This window comes from Sphingorhabdus sp. EL138, from assembly GCF_945862485.1.
Taxonomy (GTDB): Bacteria; Pseudomonadota; Alphaproteobacteria; order Sphingomonadales; family Sphingomonadaceae; genus Sphingorhabdus_B.
In genome coordinates, this window is record NZ_CAMAYF010000001.1 from 48,539 (window position 1) to 70,475 (window position 21,937).

At 56.2% G+C, this 21,937-nt stretch carries 24 protein-coding genes; 10 read left to right on the forward strand and 14 right to left on the reverse strand.

Features of this window, described 5'->3' with window-relative positions:
* Nucleotides 1-10 precede the first annotated feature (10 nt).
* The 8 genes from Q0O33_RS00260 to Q0O33_RS00295 form a co-directional block, all read right to left on the reverse strand.
* Entirely contained in the window at nucleotides 11-2,107 is a 2,097-nt protein-coding gene (locus Q0O33_RS00260; protein WP_295494474.1) for a sodium-translocating pyrophosphatase, read from the reverse strand.
* Nucleotides 2,108-2,245: 138 nt separating this feature from the next.
* Complete coding sequence (thiL, locus tag Q0O33_RS00265) at nucleotides 2,246-3,163, reverse strand: thiamine-phosphate kinase (protein WP_295494477.1); 918 nt, start codon at nucleotides 3,161-3,163, stop codon at nucleotides 2,246-2,248.
* Between the two features lie 56 nt (nucleotides 3,164-3,219).
* A complete protein-coding gene (nusB, locus tag Q0O33_RS00270; protein ID WP_295494479.1) occupies nucleotides 3,220-3,684 on the reverse strand; it encodes a transcription antitermination factor NusB in 465 nt (154 codons plus the stop codon).
* Complete coding sequence (gene hisD, locus Q0O33_RS00275; protein ID WP_295494482.1) at nucleotides 3,681-4,970, reverse strand: histidinol dehydrogenase; 1,290 nt, start codon at nucleotides 4,968-4,970, stop codon at nucleotides 3,681-3,683. The genes nusB and hisD overlap by 4 nt, the downstream gene beginning before the upstream one ends.
* Complete coding sequence (gene hisG / locus Q0O33_RS00280; RefSeq protein WP_295494486.1) at nucleotides 4,957-5,613, reverse strand: ATP phosphoribosyltransferase; 657 nt, start codon at nucleotides 5,611-5,613, stop codon at nucleotides 4,957-4,959. Before hisG ends, hisD begins: the two co-directional genes overlap by 14 nt.
* Nucleotides 5,614-5,714: 101 nt before the next feature.
* On the reverse strand, nucleotides 5,715-6,629 hold the full coding sequence (locus Q0O33_RS00285) for an alpha/beta hydrolase (RefSeq protein ID WP_295494489.1): 915 nt from the start codon (nucleotides 6,627-6,629) through the stop codon (nucleotides 5,715-5,717).
* A gap of 23 nt (nucleotides 6,630-6,652) precedes the next feature.
* A complete protein-coding gene (locus Q0O33_RS00290; protein ID WP_295494491.1) occupies nucleotides 6,653-7,171 on the reverse strand; it encodes a hypothetical protein in 519 nt (172 codons plus the stop codon).
* Nucleotides 7,172-7,216: 45 nt separating this feature from the next.
* A complete protein-coding gene (locus tag Q0O33_RS00295) occupies nucleotides 7,217-7,495 on the reverse strand; it encodes a BolA family protein (RefSeq protein ID WP_295494493.1) in 279 nt (92 codons plus the stop codon).
* 43 nt (nucleotides 7,496-7,538) lie between these two features.
* Here Q0O33_RS00295 and Q0O33_RS00300 point away from each other — a divergent pair, with 43 nt between their 5' ends.
* From Q0O33_RS00300 to Q0O33_RS00345, 10 genes are all read left to right on the forward strand, one after another.
* A complete protein-coding gene (locus Q0O33_RS00300) occupies nucleotides 7,539-8,135 on the forward strand; it encodes a J domain-containing protein (protein WP_295494495.1) in 597 nt (198 codons plus the stop codon).
* A gap of 10 nt (nucleotides 8,136-8,145) precedes the next feature.
* Nucleotides 8,146-9,141, forward strand: a complete 996-nt coding sequence (cobS, locus tag Q0O33_RS00305) for a cobaltochelatase subunit CobS (RefSeq protein WP_295494498.1) — start codon at nucleotides 8,146-8,148, stop codon at nucleotides 9,139-9,141.
* A gap of 39 nt (nucleotides 9,142-9,180) precedes the next feature.
* On the forward strand, nucleotides 9,181-9,717 hold the full coding sequence (locus tag Q0O33_RS00310) for a peroxiredoxin (protein ID WP_295494501.1): 537 nt from the start codon (nucleotides 9,181-9,183) through the stop codon (nucleotides 9,715-9,717).
* The gene (locus Q0O33_RS00315) at nucleotides 9,717-10,913 is read left to right on the forward strand and encodes an alpha/beta hydrolase (RefSeq protein ID WP_295494505.1); all 1,197 of its coding nucleotides are present in this window, start codon (nucleotides 9,717-9,719) and stop codon (nucleotides 10,911-10,913) included. Before Q0O33_RS00310 ends, Q0O33_RS00315 begins: the two co-directional genes overlap by 1 nt.
* On the forward strand, nucleotides 10,913-12,727 hold the full coding sequence (gene cobT, locus Q0O33_RS00320) for a cobaltochelatase subunit CobT (RefSeq protein WP_295494507.1): 1,815 nt from the start codon (nucleotides 10,913-10,915) through the stop codon (nucleotides 12,725-12,727). Before Q0O33_RS00315 ends, cobT begins: the two co-directional genes overlap by 1 nt.
* Nucleotides 12,728-12,791: 64 nt before the next feature.
* Nucleotides 12,792-13,463 carry a nitroreductase gene (locus Q0O33_RS00325; RefSeq protein ID WP_295494510.1) on the forward strand — a complete coding sequence of 224 codons (672 nt, stop codon included), beginning with the start codon at nucleotides 12,792-12,794 and terminating at the stop codon, nucleotides 13,461-13,463.
* A gap of 167 nt (nucleotides 13,464-13,630) precedes the next feature.
* Complete coding sequence (gene cysS, locus Q0O33_RS00330) at nucleotides 13,631-15,184, forward strand: cysteine--tRNA ligase (RefSeq protein ID WP_295494513.1); 1,554 nt, start codon at nucleotides 13,631-13,633, stop codon at nucleotides 15,182-15,184.
* On the forward strand, nucleotides 15,181-15,537 hold the full coding sequence (locus tag Q0O33_RS00335) for a hypothetical protein (protein WP_295494516.1): 357 nt from the start codon (nucleotides 15,181-15,183) through the stop codon (nucleotides 15,535-15,537). Before cysS ends, Q0O33_RS00335 begins: the two co-directional genes overlap by 4 nt.
* Nucleotides 15,534-16,478, forward strand: coding sequence for a D-2-hydroxyacid dehydrogenase (locus tag Q0O33_RS00340; RefSeq protein WP_295494519.1), 945 nt, complete (start codon nucleotides 15,534-15,536; stop codon nucleotides 16,476-16,478). The genes Q0O33_RS00335 and Q0O33_RS00340 overlap by 4 nt, the downstream gene beginning before the upstream one ends.
* 2 nt (nucleotides 16,479-16,480) lie before the next feature.
* Nucleotides 16,481-16,870 (forward strand): nuclear transport factor 2 family protein, encoded by a 390-nt coding sequence (locus tag Q0O33_RS00345; protein ID WP_295494522.1) that lies wholly within the window; start codon nucleotides 16,481-16,483, stop codon nucleotides 16,868-16,870.
* Between the two features lie 86 nt (nucleotides 16,871-16,956).
* Here the strand turns inward: Q0O33_RS00345 and groL are convergent, their stop codons facing one another.
* The 6 genes from groL to hisB form a co-directional block, all read right to left on the reverse strand.
* Nucleotides 16,957-18,612: a chaperonin GroEL gene (groL, locus tag Q0O33_RS00350; protein ID WP_295494525.1), complete on the reverse strand. Its 1,656-nt coding sequence runs from the start codon at nucleotides 18,610-18,612 to the stop codon at nucleotides 16,957-16,959.
* Between the two features lie 111 nt (nucleotides 18,613-18,723).
* The gene (groES, locus tag Q0O33_RS00355) at nucleotides 18,724-19,011 is read right to left on the reverse strand and encodes a co-chaperone GroES (protein WP_125230447.1); all 288 of its coding nucleotides are present in this window, start codon (nucleotides 19,009-19,011) and stop codon (nucleotides 18,724-18,726) included.
* Nucleotides 19,012-19,175: 164 nt separating this feature from the next.
* Nucleotides 19,176-19,934, reverse strand: coding sequence for an imidazole glycerol phosphate synthase subunit HisF (hisF, locus tag Q0O33_RS00360; RefSeq protein WP_295494527.1), 759 nt, complete (start codon nucleotides 19,932-19,934; stop codon nucleotides 19,176-19,178).
* Complete coding sequence (gene hisA / locus Q0O33_RS00365) at nucleotides 19,931-20,659, reverse strand: 1-(5-phosphoribosyl)-5-[(5-phosphoribosylamino)methylideneamino]imidazole-4-carboxamide isomerase (RefSeq protein WP_295494530.1); 729 nt, start codon at nucleotides 20,657-20,659, stop codon at nucleotides 19,931-19,933. The genes hisF and hisA overlap by 4 nt, the downstream gene beginning before the upstream one ends.
* Nucleotides 20,656-21,267, reverse strand: a complete 612-nt coding sequence (hisH, locus tag Q0O33_RS00370; RefSeq protein WP_295494533.1) for an imidazole glycerol phosphate synthase subunit HisH — start codon at nucleotides 21,265-21,267, stop codon at nucleotides 20,656-20,658. Before hisH ends, hisA begins: the two co-directional genes overlap by 4 nt.
* A gap of 3 nt (nucleotides 21,268-21,270) precedes the next feature.
* Nucleotides 21,271-21,858, reverse strand: coding sequence for an imidazoleglycerol-phosphate dehydratase HisB (hisB, locus tag Q0O33_RS00375; RefSeq protein ID WP_295494921.1), 588 nt, complete (start codon nucleotides 21,856-21,858; stop codon nucleotides 21,271-21,273).
* Nucleotides 21,859-21,937 lie beyond the last annotated feature (79 nt).

Genomic DNA, 21,937 nt, shown 5'->3' on the forward strand with positions numbered 1-21,937 from the left:
TGATTAAACGTTACATGCCGCCATGGGCCAATGCTGCCAAGAGGAGCAAGGCCACGATATTCGTGATCTTGATCATTGGGTTCACAGCAGGTCCAGCGGTGTCCTTATACGGGTCACCCACGGTGTCGCCGGTTACAGCTGCCTTATGAGCCTCCGAACCTTTACCGCCATGGTTGCCGTCTTCGATGTATTTCTTGGCATTGTCCCATGCGCCGCCACCCGATGTCATCGAGATAGCAACGAACAGACCGCCGACAATCACACCGAGCAGGAGTGCGCCAAGAGCCGCAAAGCCCTCCGCCTGACCTGCAACGGCCGTAATCACGAAATAGACCGCAATTGGTGTCAGCACGGGCAGCAAGGACGGAATAATCATTTCCTTAATCGCTGCCTTGGTGACCAAGTCGACGGTACGCGCATAATTTGGCTTTGACTTGTAGGTCATGATGCCGGGGTCGTTTGCGAACTGGTCACGCACGTCCTTCACCACTTCACCCGCCGCACGACCCACAGCCGTCATGCCCATCGCACCAAACAGATATGGCAGAAGCGCACCAAGCAGAAGCCCGACGATCACATAGGGGTTTTCAAGGCTGAAATTCACCGCAAGATCAGGGAAATATTCCCGAAGATCGGCGGTGTAGCACGCGAACAGCACCAACGCTGCCAGACCCGCCGAACCAATGGCATAGCCCTTGGTCACAGCCTTTGTCGTGTTGCCCACAGCATCCAACGCATCGGTCTTTTCACGGACAGAATCGTCAAGGCCAGCCATTTCGGCAATACCACCGGCATTGTCGGTAACTGGGCCATAGGCATCAAGCGCCACAACCATACCGGCCAACGCCAACATGGCAGTCGCGGCAAAGGCAATGCCGATAACGCCAGCCAATTGATAAGCGATGATGATACCTGCGCAGATTACAATCGTTGGCATCGCGGTGGATTCAAGGCTGATTGCCAGACCTTGAATAACGTTGGTGCCGTGGCCTGTTTCAGATGCTTTCGCAATCGAACGGACCGGACGATAATTGGTGCCGGTATAATATTCGGTAATCCATATGATCAGGCCAGTGATGACAAGGCCAAGCAACGAGCAATAGAATAATGTCCGGCCGGTGAACCCGCCAACATCATTTGACATGCCGCCCAGAGCGAAGTCGATAGCAAACCAAATCGCCGGAACCGACAATATGGCCGTGACCAAAAAGCCCTTGTACATCGCGCCCATGATATTCTTTCCGCCGCCAAGACGGACGAAATAGGTACCGATGATCGAGGTGATGACGCACACGCCGCCAATCAACAATGGCAAGCTCATGAGGTTCATGAACAACGCATTGTCGGTCACGCCCTGCACCAGCAAGGCGATCAACACCATCGTTGCACCAACGGTCACAACATAGGTTTCGAACAAGTCAGCTGCCATACCGGCGCAATCGCCGACATTGTCGCCGACATTATCCGCGATAACGGCGGGGTTACGAGGATCGTCTTCGGGAATGCCAGCCTCAACCTTGCCGACAAGGTCAGCGCCGACGTCAGCAGCCTTGGTAAAGATACCGCCACCCAAACGTGCGAAGATGGAAATCAGCGATGCACCAAATGCCAATGCTACAAGCGCATCAATAACAGGGCGGCTGTTCGGTGCCATCATTGCGACATCGGTGAGATACCAGAAAAACACAGCAATCGCGAGCAAGGCAAGGCCGGCCACGAGCATTCCGGTAATCGCACCAGCGCGGAACGCCATTGTCAAACCGGCTTGAAGCCCGGTCTGCGCCGCAGCGGCCGTGCGCACATTTGCACGCACCGAAATGTTCATCCCGATATAGCCCGCAACGCCCGAAAGCACTGCCCCGATCACGAAACCAACGGTTGGTATAACGCCGAGGAACAAGGCCACCAACACCGCAACCACGACGCCTACAATGGCGATGGTCCGATATTGACGACCAAGATAGGCTTTGGCGCCTTCTTGAATGGCAGCAGCGATTTCCTGCATTTTTTCATTACCGGCCGGTGCACTCAGCACCTGGCGGCTGGTTACAAAACCGTACACTACGGCCAATAACCCGCATAATATTGCGATAATTGTCAGAGACATGAAATTATCTCTCCCCTCCTATATTGGATAAACACATATTTCTGCCCTTCCCCTGCAGAGAATTGCAAGCCGTTGCCGTATAAGACGGCATAGTTAGAGATGGCAACCCATTAAACGTGGCCTTTTCTGCGCTGCATTTCATTGATGTTGATAACCAAGTGTTGGCGGCAGCTTTACCGGATTCCCGCCATGTTTTAAGGTGAGCCCCCCGCCAGACACCACGCGGCCAATCGCCGTTGCGCGCACGGGTATCACGGCTTCGGGTGATGCGGTGAACAGCAATTGATAATCATCGCCCCAGCTTGCCGCCTGCATACGGCTTTCAAGGCTGTCGGTACGATAGCTGATATAAAGCGGCGATAAAGGCACGCACGCAAGGTCTATTTCTATGCCAATCTGGCTGGCGCGCGCCAAGCGTTCGGCATCCAGCAGCAAGCCATCCGACACATCCATCATCGCAGTGACGATCGGCGCAAGCTTTTGGCCGTCGGCCAGCCGCGCGACGGGCCGATTAAACGCATCGGCCAGTGGCCCAACCTCATCAAAACCAGCGTCAATCAGCTCAAATCCCGCCAAGGCATCGCCGAGCGTCCCTGTCACATATAAAATGTCTCCAATTTGGGCGCCGGATCGCGATGGCACGGGAATATGCGTTGCCCTCCCCAAAGCGGTCAGCCCCAGCGCCCGTTTATCTCCACGATTGGCAACGGTGTCTCCGCCAAGCAAAGCGACATTATAATGCGCCAACGCCTTTTCCAGGCCAATGGCAAACGCCCGGTCCCACGCATCATCGCCGAGCATGAAGCCAAGCAGCACACCAATGGGCGCGGCGCCCTTGGCGGCCAAATCGGACAGGTTCGACGCCAGCAATTTCCACGCTACATCCGCCGGATTGGCGTTTGATCGGAAATGCACGCCTTCGGCCATCATGTCATGGGTGATAATCAAAGACGCATCACTTATGTCCATAACTGCAACATCGTCCAGCAAGCCACGCGCCGCAGGGTCATTGGCAAAGCCACGCAAAAGGTTGATGAAGCTGGATTCGGTGGTCATAGTGCAACGTTAACGCATGGCGAAGACATGCAGAACCCTATTCCGGACAGCGCCGTTCAACGGGCGCGTACGTCCTTGGCAACGGCGTCCAGCAAGCCATTGACGAACTTCGCGTCCTTCTTGTCAAAAAACGCATGAGCAACGTCGAGATATTCGTCGATCACTGTCGCGGTTGGCACATCTGGCCGTGCAATCAATTCATACGTGCCGCAGCGCAGGATTTGGAGCATCGTCTTGTCTAAACGATCCATCTTCCATTTCTCACCCAGCTTGCCATCGACCAGCCCGTCGATTTCCGCACGCCGTGCATCAACGCCCGAGACAACATCATCGAAGAAATCGGGGTCGGCATCGGCATATTGCGCGTCTTCGATTTCCTGACCCAGCCGGTGCGCATGAAATTCATTCAGCAGGCGGGCAATGCCGATGTCTTCCATATCCATTTGATACAGCGCCTGCACCGACGCCAGACGCGCCGCCGAACGGGATTTGGATTTCGCACTGGCGTTATGGGCACTCATAATCTTTTCCTGACACTCGCCGCATGGGCGGGTAAACCTTCGGCATCGGCAAGCGTTGCCGCCGCCGGACCAATTTTATGGATAGCCTGTTGATCAAGCGCAATGAAGCTGGTCCGCTTCATGAAATCCAGCACCGACAGGCCAGATGCAAAGCGCGCGCGCCGTCCGGTAGGCAACACATGATTAGGTCCGGCAACATAATCGCCAATCGCCTCAGGCGTCATGCGGCCCAAAAATACCGACCCTGCGTGACGCACGAGGTCAAACAGCCGTTCGGCGCGGTCATCATCGACCGCAAGTTCCAAATGCTCTGCCGCCAACCGGTTGACCAAAGGCATTGCGCCTTCCAGATCATCGACCACGATAATCGCGCCAAAATCCGTCCAACTCGCCCGCGCAACCGCACCAGTGGACAGCATCGCAATTTGCGCGTCAACAGCCGCCGCGACTTGGGTGGCAAATTTGGCATTGTCCGTGAACAATATCGACTGGCTCGTCGGGTCATGTTCGGCCTGACTTAACAAATCCGCCGCAATCCATTCAGGGTTATTTTGGGCATCGGCCACCACAACGATTTCCGATGGTCCAGCCACCATATCGATGCCAACCACACCATAAAGCTGCCGCTTTGCCTCGGCCACCCAAGCGTTACCGGGGCCCGTGATGACATCCACCGGGCGAATGTGCTCGGTTCCATAGGCAAGCGCCGCAATCGCCTGCGCGCCCCCGACGCGCCAGATTTCGTCCACACCCGCCACATGTGCGGCGGCCATAACGGTCTGGTTGGTTTCGCCGCCGGGTGTTGGCGTGACCATGACAATGCGCGCAACACCAGCCACCTTAGCAGGAATGATATTCATCAACACCGATGATGGATAGGCCGCACGGCCACCGGGGACATAGACCCCCGCCGCATCCACCGCCGACCAACGCGCGCCTAAACGCACATTGTCGTTGTCGCGATAATCACGGTCCTCTGGCAGTTGCGCCTTGTGATAGGCCTCAATCCGCTTCGCCGCGAGCGTCAGCGCGTCGCGCAAATCGGGTTCCAGAGCCTCATAGGCCGCCTTGCACTGCGCCGCGTCAATCTGCCAACCCGCTGTGTTCAGATCGAAACCATCAAAACGCTGAGTCATTTCCGCCAGCGTCACGTCCCCATGCGCGCGGACATCTTTTATGGTTTGTGCCACAGCGCTCGATACATCGGCATCCGCCTCACGCCGGCCATTGACCAAAGCGTCAAATGCATCCGCAAAACCAATGTCGGAAGAATTAAGCCGCTGCACGTGCGCCCGTCAATTCCCGGAAACGTTGCACCATAGCCGGAATAGTCCCGCTCATCATCTTATATGCCGCGCGGTTAACGATCAGCCGCGCGGACACTTGGCTAATGACGGCCGTTTCGACAAGGCCATTTTCGGCGAGCGTTTTGCCCGATGACACCAAATCCACAATCCGACCCGAAAGCCCAAGCGAAGGCGCAAGTTCCATCGCACCATTCAACTTCACGCATTCGGCCTGAATACCCCGCGCGTGATAATAACGGCTGGTCGTTCCGGGATATTTGGTGGCGACACGGATATGCCCGCCATTAACATCGTCGGGCACGCCCTGCGGCATCGCCACCGATATGCGGCAACGGCCAATGCCCAAGTCCACGGGCGCATATAGCTCCGAATAATCAAATTCGTCGATAACGTCCGAACCGACAATGCCAATCTGCGCCGCGCCATGGGCGACAAAGGTCGCCACATCGAACGCGCGGACGCGAATGATGCTGATCGCCGGATCGTTGGTCGCGAACAAAAGCGCGCGGCTGGCCTCATCAAAAAACGCAGCTTCGGGCTGTATTCCCGCCGCTTGCATCAACGGCAAAGCCTCGTCGAGAATCCGTCCCTTAGGGATTGCAAAGATGATTGGTTCGGTCACAATGACCGCGCTTTACGGGTCGCGGGCGGAAAGGGCAATATGGCAGAGAATATTGGGGCCGATGAAGCGATCACCGGTGCAGATTTATTCTGGCGCGGCGATTAGGCTAAAAATCTGTCCATCGCAGCATTTACCGTATCGGGTTGTTCCCAAATCACGAAATGCCCGCAATTTTCAACGGGCGCGATTGTTACATCAGGCACAAGTTCCTCTAGGCCGTCAATATTGCTGGGCGGCAAAGCCAGGTCATCCATCGCCCAAACCACTAAGGTCGGGATCATCAGCGGTGGAAATGCGCCAGCGGCAAAGGCAGGGATTTCCGCATCCTCATCCATCGCGGGCACATATAACGCGGACGCGCGATACCAATTGAGCATCCCGAAACAGGTGTCGCGGTCGGTCCAATCGGCGAGCAACGCGGCGCGTTCCTCCGGCTCCATCGCATTTGGCTTGTCCCATTTAATCGTTTTCAACATCAAGCCGGTGAGGCCATGTTCCTGCACCAAAGCGTCGTTCGCCGGATCGCGAAAGGCGCGAATATATTGGCTGGATTCGCGCTGGTTCATGTCGGTGATCAACAAGCGCTGAAAAATATAGGGATGCGGCGCATTAGCGATAATCGCGCGTGACACCCGTCCCGCCCAAGCGGGGTTGAGCGCGCCAGCCTGCCCATTTAACGCAACGCTCCACGCAATCGCCCCACCCCAATCATGGCCCGCAATGATGAATTGTTGCACATGCAAGGCATCAGCCAACGCAAAGATATCGGCGGTCAGCTTGTCCGCCGTATAGGCATCGACCTGTTTGGGCTGTGACGTCCCACGATAGCCGCGCTGATCAGGCGCGATGCAATAAAAACGGTCGGCGAAATGCGCGATTTGGTGCCGCCATGTGCGGTGCGATTCGGGAAAGCCATGCAGGAAGATAATCGCCGGATTTTTGGGATCACCGGCCGTAAATACATCCATGTCTATGCCCGTCGACAGCGACAGGCGGTGCGGAGAAAGCTCGATCATGTCATGTGGCCCCGTTGCTGAGCTTAGTTGACCCGCTTCACGCGGATGCCCCGGCCGTTCATCACCAACAAGAAGCTGCCAAGCGCGCCGCGTTTAATAACAAAGGCTTTGCCGTCCTTCAAAAGCAAGGGGGTCGCTTCCATGGTCTGCCAGACCCCTGCATCTTTGACCGTGAACTGGTATTTACCGGCCCCTATGGATTGCACACCCGCCAGATTGCCTTCAACTTGTTTGAATTCTGCTTCCTGCTCTGCGTCGCTTTCGCCAAAAAACGGAATTTTAGGTAAGGAAAAACCAAATAAAGACTTTTGAGTTTTGCGCACATCATCTTGGTCCAGCATCACAATCTGCCGATTGTCAGCGGCATCTTCCAACGCCTTGGTTGCCGCATCAAAGCATGTAAGACGCGCAGCGGCGTCAGCCAAGGCGCGGCAGGCGAGAATGTCTGTGTACACCTTCGGTCGGTTCGTCTGTGTATCAGCGGCAAAAGCAGGGGAAGCACATAACGCAACCAGAAGAACAACTTGTGTCAATTTAGGCATATATTCGTCTCCGCTATTGGCCGATTTTCTAATGTCCTAGAATATCTAAATCTCGCCGGGTGCACTAGCCTTGATGGCCAGCGCATGAACACGCGTTCCGGGAATATCACCCAGCGCCTTGTTCACCATACGTTGCCGAATCAGGCGGGAAACACCAGTAAAGGCCGCGCTTTCAATTTCGATGGTAAAGTGGGATTCGCCGGACCCATCATCGCCGCTATGGCCGTGATGTTTGGCGCTGTCGTTGATCACGGATAGGCGGGTTGGCGCAAATGCTGTTTCAAGCAGCATTTCCATTTCCAGTTGTGCGGGACCTTTTTTCATAGCCTGCTCTTCCCATATGGCGGGTTTTTCGCCAAGGAAAATCATGGCCTCCGAGCGTTCCACTGACAGATTTCACGGTCGCATTCACGGCGCGGGGCGGCGATGCGCCTATCCGCGTTGCCACGAAGCAGGGGAATTTCGTGCGCCTGATCCCAAAGGACAGGCCGCATCGGCGAACGGTCCCGGCGACTATCAATATCTCTGCCTTGACCATGTGCGGCAGTTTAATGCGGGCTATAACTGGTTTGCGGGCATGACGGCGGATGAAATTTCCATGGCGCAAAGCCCCACACAATTCTGGCCCAGTGAAACCCGCGCTTTTCGTGCCAATGGCAATGTCGATTCGCCGCCGAAATGGGCGGACTTTAAAGACCCGCTGGATGCTATCTCGACCCGGTTCCGGTCGCGCCTCCCCAAAGAGCGGGCCGATGGCCATTTTCTGTCGCTTGAAGACCGCAAAGCGTTGCGGACGCTAGGGCTTAGCGAGGATGCCGACCGCCGCGCCTTACGCAGCGCCTATTCGGCGAAGGTGCGCGCGTATCATCCGGACAAAAATGGCGGCAACCGCTCTTATGAAAAGGCTTTGCAAGACGTGATTGCTGCCTATACGCACCTTAAAACTTCGCCCGCTTTCATTTGACGAGAATAACATGACTGACATCCCAAATATCCAACCCGACAGCCGCGACGCGACCATCCTCGCCGCCCCTGACAAAATGGTCAGCGTGCGCGAATTGTTCGGCATTGTTGTGGATATGGAATGCCCCGCTTTCTCCATTGCCGACGAACGCGTGCCGGACACCGATCCAAGCTATGTGTTTGACCCTGACACTACCCTCGCAATCCTTGCGGGCTTTGCCCATAACCGCCGCGTGATGGTGCAAGGCTATCACGGCACGGGTAAATCGACACATATCGAACAAGTTGCCGCCCGCCTGAAATGGCCCTGCATCCGCATCAACTTGGACGCGCATATCAGCCGTATCGACCTGATCGGACGTGACGCCATCGTCTTGCGCGATGGGCAGCAAGTGACCGAGTTCCGCGAAGGCCTGCTGCCTTGGGCGTTGCAGACACCGACGGCATTGGTGTTCGACGAATATGATGCGGGCCGCCCGGATGTAATGTTCGTGATCCAGCGCGTTTTGGAAACCGAAGGTAAGCTGACCCTGCTTGACCAGAACCGCGTCATTCGCCCCAACCCCTATTTCCGCCTGTTCGCCACCGCCAACACCGTTGGCCTTGGCGATACCAGCGGGCTGTATCACGGCACGCAAGCGATTAACCAAGGGCAGATGGACAGATGGAACATTGTCGTCGGCCTAAACTATCTGCCAGCACAGGTTGAAAGCGAAATCGTGTTGGCCAAGGCCTCGGGCACCGACGCCGCCACCGTCGCCAATATGGTGAAGGTCGCCGAAATGACTCGTCAGGGCTTCATCAATGGTGATATCTCAACGGTCATGAGCCCGCGCACGGTTATTACTTGGGCCCAGAACACCGCGATTTTCAAAAATGTCGGCTTTGCCTTCCGTTTGTCATTTCTCAACAAATGCGATGATGCGGAACGCGCCTTGGTCGCCGAATATTATCAGCGCGTTTTTGGTCAAGATCTGCCGGAAAGCGTTGTTGGCAAAACGAAGTAAGTATCGGCTATTTCGCCACTTCATTTGAAGGAACGCATTATGAAACGCTTCGCACTGGCCCTCGCGCTCATGCTGTCGGCATCACCGGCCTTTGCCGCGTTGAAAACCGGAACACGCGCAACCGATTTCACGACGCAAGCCGTGCTGGCCGGAAAGGCCGACACCTTCAACCTGAACAAGGCTTTGAAAAACGGCCCAGTCGTGCTGTATTTCTATCCCAAAGCATTCACATCAGGCTGCACCGTTGAGGCGCATGAATTTTCGGAAGCTGCCGATGACTTTGCAACTTATGGCGCGTCGATTGTGGGCATGTCGGCGGATAATCTGGAGACGCTAAAGCGTTTTTCGGTTGAGGCCTGCCGTAACAAATTCATGGTCGGTATTGCGACCAAGCCCATGATCAAAAATTACAAGGTCGGCCTACCGATGATGGGGGGCACCAACCGCACGACTTATGTCATCGCGCCCGATGGCAAGGTGCTGTTTGCATATTCGCAGCTTGGCGTGAAGGGCCATGTTTCCGGCGCGCTGAACGCGGTAAAGGCTTGGCATGCGGCAAACGCCAAGCGGAAGTAATGCGTAAGCTCTCTTTCCTGCTTTTGCCCATTCTCCTGTCGGGTTGCACTGTGGCCGTCGCATATGGCGATGTGCCGCACAATAGGCTGGTGGAAAATCCACGTTGCAATCCATCGCATAATGATAGTGCCGCAATAGCCGGAAAAGACTATTTTATCGTTACCAGCCGCCTGCCCGACTGCCGCGGCGACACGATCTTCTTGACCAATCACCGGGCCGATCGCATGCGCTACGCCCGCTTTGCGCCGCCGCAAAAGATAAAGCCTGTAAAAGGCGATGCGCTGATAGTGGTGCCACTTGCATTCCAGCCGGAGGATGCATGGTGGGATGGCCTGCGCGATGCGGCAAACCTGCGCAAGGGTCGTGTTTTATTATATGTCCATGGCTATCGGGAAACGCTGGCAACTACGGCGCGCGACGCGGTACAAATTGGCGCGATGAGCAATTTTGATGGGCCAATCATCCATTATAGCTGGCCCTCACAGGGCAATTTGCTGAGCTACGCCGTAGATGAAACCAACATGTATTGGGACGAACGCAATTTTCGCAATTTCCTCACCAAATTGGCACGGACGGAATGGGTGAAGGAGATTGTTCTTGTCTCCCATTCGCTTGGCGCACGGCTTGTTATTCCGGCGATTGAACATGTTGACCGCACATCAACCAACGCCGATTCCAGCAATATCTCCAATATCATTTTGGCTTCACCCGATATGGATCGCGAAGATTTTGAACGCGATATCGCGGAAGAGGTCCTCGCCGCGCGGCGTGTCAACAATGACCGGCGGGTGACGGTATATGCATCGCTCAGCGACCGCGCGCTGGCTGTATCGCGCGCCTTACATGGGTATCCGCGTTTGGGATCACCTTTTTGCTTCAACCCATTTGAAGCACAGGATCTAAAGGCAAAGGGCCTGCCGCAACGCTGCTTTGCGACCAAGACGAAATATCAGACCGAACCCGCCAAAACTGGTTTTACGATTATCGACACGACCGACGTTTCCGGCGGGGGCGCAGGGCATAGCGATTATTTGCGGAGCTTTGCTGTCTGCAAGGATTTTGCCGCCGTTGTGAACGGTGCACGTACGACCGAAGACCGCGTGTCGACCAAGGATGCGCATGTCTTCACCCTGCGCGCACCCGCGAAACCAACGAAGGAAGATATTGCAGCTATGTGCAAGAGGTTGCCCGATTAATGTCCAACGAAACCCCTCTTGAACTATTTAAACAGGTGCTAACCGGCACCGCCCGCGCGCTCGCGCAGGAACCAGAGGTGGAATTGGCCTTTACCGCCGATGCGCCAACCCAAGCGGGTAAGAATTTCAAGGTGCCCATGCCGGGCCGCCTGCTTCCCCCCGACCAAGTGGCCGAGGCACGGGGTTTCGCCGACAGCTTTGCGTTGAAGTTGAAGCATCATAATCCCGCCCGCCACGCCGCATTGCGCCCTTCCGAAGTCATTGCAGGCGCGGCCTTTGACGCTGTTGAAAATGCGCGGGTTGAGGCGCTGGGCTCGCGCAATATGGCGGGCATTGCCGCAAATCTTGGCCATGCGCTTGAACTCAAAATGCGCACCGACCCGATAAGCCGTGCACAAGCCCCAGATGAAGTGCCAATCTCCACGGCCTTATCGTTGATCGTGCGCGAACGCCTGACTGGCGCGCCCGTGCCCGCCGCGGCCGCCGCGGGCGTCGATATGCTGCGCGGTTGGATTGAGGAAAATGCTGGCAGTGACCTTGATGCGTTGGCGCTAGCGTTGGACGATCAAAGCGCCTTTGCTGCGCTGACCCAGTCGATGCTCGAGCATCTGAACCTTACCGAAGGTGATGTCGATCCGTCCGATGCCGACGAAGGCGGTGACGATGACGAGGATGCGCAAGACCAAGAGGGCGATAGCGAAGATGACGGCGAAGGCGAAGCTGGCCAAGCTGAGGCCCGCGCTGAACCGCAGCAAGGCGAAGGTGAAGAGACGGAAGCCGATTATGACGGCGAGGACATGGACGACCAAGATGGCGCCGACGGCGAAATGGGCGATGACGGGATGCAACCTGTCACGCCGCAGTGCCGCAATTGGGACCATTTGCCGCAGAGCGACTATAAAATCTGGTCGACCAAATATGACGAGACAATCACCGCGACCGAGCTTGCCGACGAAGAAGAGCTGAACCGGCTGCGCGCCTATCTCGACCAGCAATTGTCGAACCTGCAATCGGTGGTGACAAAGCTCGCCAATCGCTTGCAACGCCGCCTGATGGCGCAACAAAACCGCAGTTGGGATTTCGACCAAGAAGAAGGCATGATTGACGCCGCACGGCTCGCGCGGATCGTGGTATCGCCGGGCAGTTCACTGTCTTACAAGATCGAACGCGAAACCGATTTCCGCGATACAGTGGTCACCTTGCTCATCGATAATTCAGGATCGATGCGCGGACGGCCCATCAGCATCGCCGCCATCAGCGCTGACATATTGGCGCGCACCTTGGAACGCTGCGGGGTCAAAACCGAAATCTTGGGTTTCACCACCCGCGCGTGGAAGGGCGGGCAGGCAAGAGAAGACTGGCTCGCAGCCGGACGCCAGCCCATGCCCGGTCGCCTCAACGACTTGCGCCACATCTTGTATAAAAAAGCCGATGAGCCATGGCGGCACGCCAAGCGCAATTTGGGCCTGATGATGCGCGAAGGGCTATTGAAAGAAAATATCGATGGCGAGGCTTTGCTCTGGGCGCATAACCGCCTGATCGCCCGCGCCGAAGACCGCCGCATATTGATGGTGATTTCGGACGGAGCGCCCGTGGATGACAGCACCTTGTCGGTCAACCATGGCGGCTATTTGGAACAGCATTTGCGCAAGGTCATCGAAATGATTGAAACCCGCAGCCCCGTCCAACTGGTCGCCATCGGCATCGGCCATGATGTGACCCGTTATTATAAACGCGCAGTGACGATCATGGACGTCGAACAGCTTGGCGGGACGATGATTGAACAACTCGCTGGATTATTTGATGAGGAATAAGCTTGCCTTTCACACGCCGCTTAATATGCGTTAATCAAACGATTAAACCTGCGGGGAAATAGAGATGAACGTTACCGAAGCCGTCGCCTCACGGCGCTCTGTCCGGCAATTTCTGGATAAACCCGTTGATCAAGAAATCCTTGAACGCGTGCTCGCCAAGGCGCAGCGGGCGCCCTCGGGCGGCAATACGCAGCCTTGGAATGCGGTGGTACTGACAGGGGCGCCGTTGGCCGACCTGACCGCAAAAATTAAGGCCAAGGTAACATCTGCGCCATTGGGTGATGGCCATGAATATGACATCTACCCCAAAGACTTAGAAGGCCGTTACGAAGAACAACGCCGTAGCATTGGTAAGGCGATGTTCGACTCGCTCGGCCTCGCCCGTGAAGATAGCGCTGGCCGCATCGCACAAGTGGCTAAAAACTGGGACAGCTTTGGCGCGCCCGTGCAATTATTCACCTATACGGCCAAATATATGGGCCCGCCGCAATGGTCGGACATGGGCATGTGGCTGCAAACGATCATGCTGTTGCTCCGCGAAGAGGGCCTCGACAGTTGCGCGCAGGAAATCTGGGCCATGTACGGCACGACTATGCGCGCATTGCTGAACATTGATGATGACCATATCTTCTTCTGCGGCATGGCAATTGGCTATCGCGACGCAGACGCCGCCGTGAACAACTTCACGGTCCCGCGCGTGGAGATTGACCAAGCGATACGCTGGGACGGGTTTTAGAAAACCACGTCATGCTGAACTTGTTTCAGCATCCATTATGCCACGCAAATCGCAGGGCAGAGAAGCGAAATAGACCCTGGAGCCGCAGGCGTGCAGAGCACAAACAAGTTCAGGGTGACAGTTGGAGGTGACTTGACCTCCGCACCCATTTCCAGCATCGCCACGCCATGACCGAATTGCGCCTCTTCAACAGCCTCACCCGGCAACTGGAAACCTTCACCCCTGTGCATGCGGGCGAAGCGCGGGTGTATACGTGCGGGCCGACGGTGTATAATTACCCGCATATCGGCAACATGCGCGCTTATGTCTTTGCCGACACGTTGGGCCGCGTGCTCTCCTACAAGGGCTATAAGCTTACCCATGTCATCAACATCACCGATGTCGGCCATTTGACCGACGACGCCGATGCCGGCGAAGACAAAATGGAGAAAATGGCGGCGGAGAAAGCCCAGTCGATCTGGGATATCGCCCGCCATTATACCGAAGCCTATTGGGAAGACATCAAGGCGCTGAACATTCGTCAGCCCGCACATTGGTCCATCGCCACCGATTACGTCCCCGCAATGATCGATTATGCCAAAAGCATCGCCGACAAGCATTGCTATGAGCTGGAATCTGGCTTGTATTTCGACACCGCCACCGTCGCCCATTATGGCGCGTTGGCCCGCGCTAAGACTGAAGACGGTGCCAATGCTCTGGGGGCACGCATCGAAGAGGTGGAGGGCAAACGCAACGCCGCGGACTTTGCGATTTGGCGCAAGACGCCAGCGGGCGAAACGCGGCAAATGGAGTGGGATAGCCCATGGGGCAAAGGCGCGCCGGGCTGGCATCTGGAATGCTCGGTCATGTCAGAGGCGTTGCTTGGCCTACCTTTCGACATCCACACCGGCGGCATCGACCATCGCGAAATCCACCACCCCAATGAAATCGCGCAAAACCAGGCGCGCTGCAGCAGTGACCATAGCGGCGCTCATTTTTGGATGCACAATAACTTCCTGATCGAACGCAGCGGCAAGATGAGCAAATCATCTGGCGAATTCCTGCGCGTACAATTGCTGATAGATAAAGGTTTCCACCCCCTCGCCTACCGCCTGATGTGCTTGCAGGCGCATTACCGGAGTGAGCTGGAGTTTAGCTGGGAAGGCTTGCAGGCCGCGTTTGTGCGGTTGAAGCGGATGGTGATGGGGGTTGCCAACCTCAAGGCCCGTCATGCTGAACTTGTTTCACCTCCGGTGACTAACGTTCCAGCATCCATTGTGCCTAACGAAGTAATGGTTGAGGCTGATACATTGACCCTGAAACAAGTTCAGGGTGACGTGGTTGGGGTTAAGGGTGACGTTGCAGCAGTCATTATGGCTTCGGTCAATGATTTCGATACGGCAATCGCGGACGACCTGAATACCGCCATCGCAATAACCGCGCTGGAAACGCTGCTCAGTCTCAAAAAAATCGGCGTTGCCGACCAACTCGCGGCTATCGCCGACATGGACAACGTCCTCGGCCTTAACCTGATGGCCCTCACCCGTCAGGACCTCCGCGTCAGGCCTAAAGCCGCCCTTATCAGCGAAGAAGAAATAGAAACCGCCCTCGCCGCCCGCAAAGAAGCGCGCGCTGCTAAGGACTTCGCCAATTCTGACGCGATCCGCGACGACCTCATCGCCAAGGGCGTTGAAGTCATGGACGGCGACCCGCTGGGCTGGGATTGGAAGCTTGACATATGATGCTCACAATTGCCTGGCTCGTCCTTGCGGCTATCCATGCCCTACCCGCGCTAGCGTTGTTCCGTCCGGCGATGATTGGGCAACTCTACCGCGTTGCTAGCGATAACCCTTTGTTCCTGTTGCTACATCATCGCGCTGCGCTGTTCCTCGTTATCTTTCTACTTGCAGTTTGGGCTGCTTTTGACCCTGCGAGCCGCCGCATTGCCAGCATTGGTATCGGCGTCAGTATGATCTCCTTCTTGATCCTCTATTGGTCTGCAGGCTCTCCGCCCGCGCTAAAAACCATCGCAATGACCGATCTTGTCGGCATCCCGTTCCTACTCTTTGTCACTTGGAAGGCTTTTGCCGCATGACCAAAACGAAACTCGTAATGTCGGGACTTGTGCGTCCGTTGATTGAACCACGGTTGCCCGACTGGATTGAACCGCATTTCTTCATGTCGAAAGACGAAGCGCTGGAGCTAGCGCCGCAGGCAGAGATTGGCTGGTTCGACATGTACGACAAAGGCGACATGGCCGCGGTCATTGGCGCCGCCACTCAAATGAAATGGCTGAACAGCATTTATGCGGGTGTCGACGGTATGCCACTGGCACAGTTGAAGGCGCAAGGCTGCGTTGTCACCAATGGCGCAGGCATTAACGCCATCACCATCGCGGAATATGTGGTGATGGGCATGCTGACCGTCGCCAAAAACTATCGCGAAGTTGTGCGCGCGCAGGAACGCCGCGAATGGTTGCTGGATTCGCCAGGCAAAATTGAACTGTTCGGATCAAAGGCATTGTTGCTGGGCTATGGCGCGATTGGCAAGCTGATTGAAGAACGCCTCAAACCCTTTGGTGTCGATATTACCGTGGTGCGGCGCTCGGCGGGACCAAACACACTCACGCCCGATCAATGGCGCGCGGTGCTGGGGGGTTTTGACTGGGTCATCCTCGCCGTTCCTGCGACGCCGGAAACCGACAATATGATTGGCGCAGATGAACTTACCGCGATGAAACCCAGCGCAACGCTCATCAACATCGCGCGCGGATCTGTGGTGGATCAGGACGCGTTGATCACCGCATTGCAAACCAAGCAGATCGCCAACGCGTTTCTGGACGTCACCACGCCAGAGCCGTTGCCCGCGGACCATGTGCTTTGGACGCTGGATAATGCCCATGTGACGATGCATTTGTCCGGCCGCGCGCAGGACATGATGTTCGTCCGCTCGGCGACACGCTTTTTCGAAAATCTCGAACGCTATCGCAAGGGCGCAGCGCTTGAACCGATGGTGAACCTTGATTTAGGATATTGATCATGCCTAACCCCGCCGAAATCTGGCACACAGTCGCCTTGTCACGCGATGTCGACACTATCGCGGCGATCTTGCACGATGATTGTATTTTCGAAAGCCCCGTCGTCCACACGCCGCAATTGGGCAAAGCCATCACCGCCAAATATCTTGCGGCGGCGGGGCATACGCTGGGCAATGCCGAATTCAAATATGTCGGCGAATGGCACCGGGAAAACAGCGCGATTCTAGAATTCGAAACCGTCATCGATGGCGTTGCTATCAACGGCATTGATATGATCAGCTGCAATGATGACGGCCTGATCACCCATTTCAAGGTAATGGTTCGCCCGTTAAAGGGCATGAACATGCTGCACCAGAAAATGGGCGAAATGTTGCAGCAGATGACGCGCTGATTTCCTAACCATACCTGAACAACAAAAAAGGCCGGAAGGTTTCCCCTCCGGCCCATTTTGTTTCAGCGTGCGCTGAGGGTTTGGACTTAGAAGTCCATACCACCCATGCCGCCCATGCCGCCCATGCCGCCTGGCATGCCGCCGGCGCCAGCGGCCTTGTCTTCTGGCGCGTCGGAGATAGCCGCTTCAGTGGTGATCAACAGACCAGCAACCGATGCCGCATCTTGCAACGCGGTACGGACAACCTTGGTTGGGTCGATAACGCCTGAGGCCACGAGGTTTTCATACACATCGGTTGATGCGTTGAAGCCCATGGTCTCGTCATTTTCGCGCAACAGATTGCCCGAAACAACCGCGCCATCATATCCGGCGTTGGCTGCGATTTGACGCAATGGAGCGACAATCGCCTTACGGATAATGTCAACACCGCGTGTTTGGTCGTCATTGGCGCCCTTGAGGCCTTCGAGAGCCTTAGTAGCGTACAGAAGTGCTGTACCGCCGCCTGGGACGATGCCTTCTTCAACGGCTGCGCGGGTTGCGTGCAGCGCGTCGTCAACGCGGTCCTTGCGCTCTTTCACTTCAACTTCGGTCGAACCACCGACCTTGATCACGGCAACACCGCCGGCGAGCTTCGCCAAACGCTCTTGCAGCTTTTCCTTGTCGTAATCCGACGTGGTGTTTTCGATTTGCGCACGGATCGCTTCTACGCGGCCCTTGATCGCATCGGTTTCACCAGCGCCGTCGACGATGATGGTGTTGTCCTTGTCGATGGTGACGCGCTTAGCTTGGCCAAGCATGCCCAAGGTAACGGTTTCCAGCTTGATGCCGAGATCTTCGCTGATCATTTCACCCTTGGTAAGGATCGCGATATCTTCCAACATCGCCTTGCGACGATCGCCAAAGCCTGGTGCCTTCACCGCAGCAATCTTCAAGCCGCCACGCAGCTTGTTGACGACCAAAGTGGCAAGCGCTTCGCCTTCAACGTCTTCAGCGATGATGAGCAATGGACGACCCGACTGCACCACAGCTTCGAGAATTGGCAACATGGCTTGCAAGTTGCCGAGCTTCTTTTCGTGGATGAGGATATATGGGTTGTCCAACTCGACCGACATTTTTTCGGTGTTGGTGATGAAATATGGCGACAGGTAACCACGGTCGAACTGCATACCTTCGACAACTTCGAGCTCGCTTTCACGGCCCTTAGCTTCTTCGACGGTGATGACGCCTTCCTTGCCAACCTTCTCCATGGCGTCTGCAATCATCTTACCGATTTCAGCTTCGCCATTGGCAGAGATTGTGCCGACCTGTGCGATTTCCGAAGAGCCCGCAACAGGCTTCGAACGCTTCACGAGGTCAGCAACAACGGCGTTTACCGCTGAGTCGATACCGCGCTTCAGGTCCATTGGGTTCATGCCCGCTGCAACCGACTTCATGCCTTCGCGAACGATTGCTTGCGCCAAAACTGTTGCAGTGGTCGTGCCGTCACCGGCAATGTCGTTGGTCTTCGAAGCAACTTCGCGGACCATTTGTGCACCCATATTTTCGAACTTATCCTTCAGTTCGATTTCCTTGGCGACGGTAACGCCGTCCTTGGTGATGCGTGGTGCGCCGAAGCTTTTGTCGATGACAACATTGCGTCCCTTTGGACCCAAAGTCACCTTCACCGCATCGGCAAGAATGTCTACGCCGCGCAGGATGCGTTCACGCGCATCGCGGCCGAATTTCACGTCTTTAGCAGCCATGATATTTTTCCTTATTTAAATCTGAATTCTGTCGTCATCCTGAACTTGTTTCAGGATAACAGGCGGCGGTGCGTTATCCTGAAACACGTTCAGGATGACGAACCGGGTTGCTTAGGAAACGATTCCCAAGATATCCGATTCCTTCATGATCAGCAGGTCTTCACCGTCGATCTTGACTTCGGTGCCCGACCATTTGCCGAACAAAATCTTGTCACCGGCCTTAACGTCAAGCGCCGTTACCGTGCCGTCATCGGCGCGTGTGCCTGTGCCAACCGAGACGACTTCGCCTTCTTGTGGCTTTTCCTGAGCTGTATCAGGGATGATGATCCCGCCAGCGGTTTTTGCTTCGGCCTCGACCCGACGGACGAGAACGCGATCATGCAATGGACGAAATGCCATGTTGAACTATCCTTTTTCTGTTTCGCCATCCCGCCACTCCTGCATGAAGCAGAGGACGGCAATGAATATACGTTAGCACTCATACAGGACGAGTGCTAACGGAGCCCATGTAGTAAGTTTTTGTGTCAGGTCAAGGACTCGCCACGCAGATTTTTTCAGAAATATTAGACCCGCGCCGGCAATCCAGCCGCCCGTAACGCCGCATGGGCATTCGCAATGCTATATTGGCCGAAATGGAATATCGAAGCGGCCAGAACGGCGCTGGCATGGCCTTCGCGCACGCCAGCGACCAGATGGTCGAGATTGCCCACACCGCCACTGGCCACCACCGGAATATGGACCGCATCTGCAATCGCGCGGGTCAATTCAAGGTCATAGCCGTCCCGCGTGCCGTCGCGGTCCATGCTCGTCACCAACAATTCGCCCGCGCCTAATTCGGCAAGCCTGACGGCATGCTCCAACGCGTCAATGCCCGTTGAATTGCGGCCACCATGGGTGAAGATTTCCCATCCGTTGCGCGTTCGCCGCGCATCCACGGATGCCACCACGCACTGACTGCCGAAACGCGCGGCGATGTCGGCCACAAGCTCTGGCCGCGCCACAGCTGCACTGTTAACCGCGACCTTATCTGCGCCCGCCAGCAATAACGCCCGCGCATCCTCTGCGCTGCGCACGCCGCCGCCCACGGTCAGCGGCATGAAGCATACCTCCGCCGTGCGCCGCACGACGTCAATAATGGTGCCGCGTCCCTCATGGCTTGCGCCGATGTCCAAGAAGCATAGCTCATCGGCACCGGCAGCATCATAAGCTTGCGCTTGCTCCACCGGGTCGCCTGCATCGCGTAGGTCTACGAAATTGACACCCTTGACCACACGGCCATTGGAGACGTCGAGACAGGGAATAACGCGGACGCGAACGGTCACGCGCGTTCCGCCGCTTTGATCGCCGTTGCGAGATCCAGCCGCCCATCATAAATCGCACGGCCCGTGATGACGCCTTCAATGCCGTCTTTGGCATGGCGCGCAAGCATATGGATATCGTCTATCCCCTTCACCCCGCCGCTGGCGATCACCGGAATATGCACCCGCCGCGCCAAATCAACCGTTGCGTCGATATTGCATCCGGTCAGCATCCCGTCGCGACCAACATCGGTGAACAGGATCGAGGCAACGCCCGCATCCTCAAACCGGCGCGCCAGATCAATGACCGGCATGTCGGATTTCTCCGCCCAGCCTTCGGTGGCAACAAATCCATCGCGCGCGTCAACGGCAACGACAATGCCATCTGTAAATTCGCGCGCCATATCCTTCACAAAATTTGGGTCTTTCAGCGCCGCTGTACCAATGACCAGCCGCGCCACACCCATGTCGAACCAGCGCTCCGCTGTCTGCGTATTGCGAATGCCGCCGCCCAATTGGATATAGCCGGGGAAATTTTCGATAATCCCTTCCACCGCTTCGGCATTTTCTGGCCGTCCGGCGAATGCACCGTCGAGGTCGACCACATGTAGAAATTGCGCGCCTTGTTCGGCAAACAGCATCGCCTGCGCCGCTGGGTCATCGGCATAGACCGTCGCGCGGTTCATATCGCCTTCGGCCAAGCGGACAACTTCGCCACCCTTTAGGTCAATCGCAGGGAAGACAATCACGGCATCCACTCCAAAAAGCGTTTCAGAAAATTGATGCCATAAGTCTGGCTCTTTTCGGGGTGAAATTGCACACCCATGATATTGTCGTGGCCAACCGCCGCAACGAGTGGACCACCATGGTCAGTGGTCGCAAGCACATCCACCTCATTTGCGGCATCGAAGTGATAGCCATGGAGGAAATAAGCTTCGCCGCGCTCTATCAACGGCGCGCGGTCATGGGGCACAACATCATTCCAGCCCATATGCGGGATTTTAAGGTCAGGCGCTGGCGCAATCGCGCGCACAGTGCCGCCAATCCAACCCAGCCCGCGCGTGCTGCCATGTTCAACGCCTTCATCGGCGAGCAATTGCATACCAACACAAATGCCCAAAAATGGTGTGGCTTCACCCCGAACGCGCTGTTCCATCGCATCGATCATGCCGTCAATGGCGGACAAAGCCTCCATACAATGGGCAAAGGCGCCGACGCCGGGCAGAACAATACGCCCGGCCTTGGCCACAATATCTGGATCAGCGGTCACGCGAATGTCTCTCGCACCAGCCGCCTTCAACGCATTATGCACCGAATGCAGATTGCCCGCGCCATAATCAATCAGCGCAAGTGACACGACCTACAAAGTGCCTTTGGTAGATGGAATAGCATCCGCCTTGCGCGGATCGATCTCAATCGCTTGCCGCAGGGCGCGGGCCAAAGCCTTATAACAGCTCTCAACAATATGATGGTTGTTCGAACCATATAGATTTTCGACATGCAATGTGATGCCCGCGCTGGTAGCGAAGCTGTGGAACCAATGTTCGATCAGCTCCGTGTCCCATTCGCCAAGCCGCGGCATGCCAAGCGATACTTTCCACACAAAATACGGACGGCCCGAAATGTCGAGCGCGCACCGCGTCAGGGTTTCGTCCATCGGCGCATAGGCCGTGCCATAACGGGTAATGCCGCGCTTATCGCCCAAAGCCTGCAACACCGCCTCGCCAATAGCGATACCGGTATCTTCGGTGGTGTGATGCTGGTCGATATGCAGATCGCCTATCGCCTTGACCTTCAAATCGATGAGCGAATGCCGCGACAATTGCTCCAACATATGGTCCAAAAAGCCAATGCCTGTGGACACGTCATATACACCACTGCCGTCGAGGTTGACCTCAACATCAATGGACGTTTCGTTCGTCTTGCGACTGATAGAGCCTGTACGCATGGCCGCCGATATAGCCGTATGCGCGCATTTGGCAAGTTGGCTTACGGCAATAAGCGTCTTGATTTCGGGCTCCCAGCGG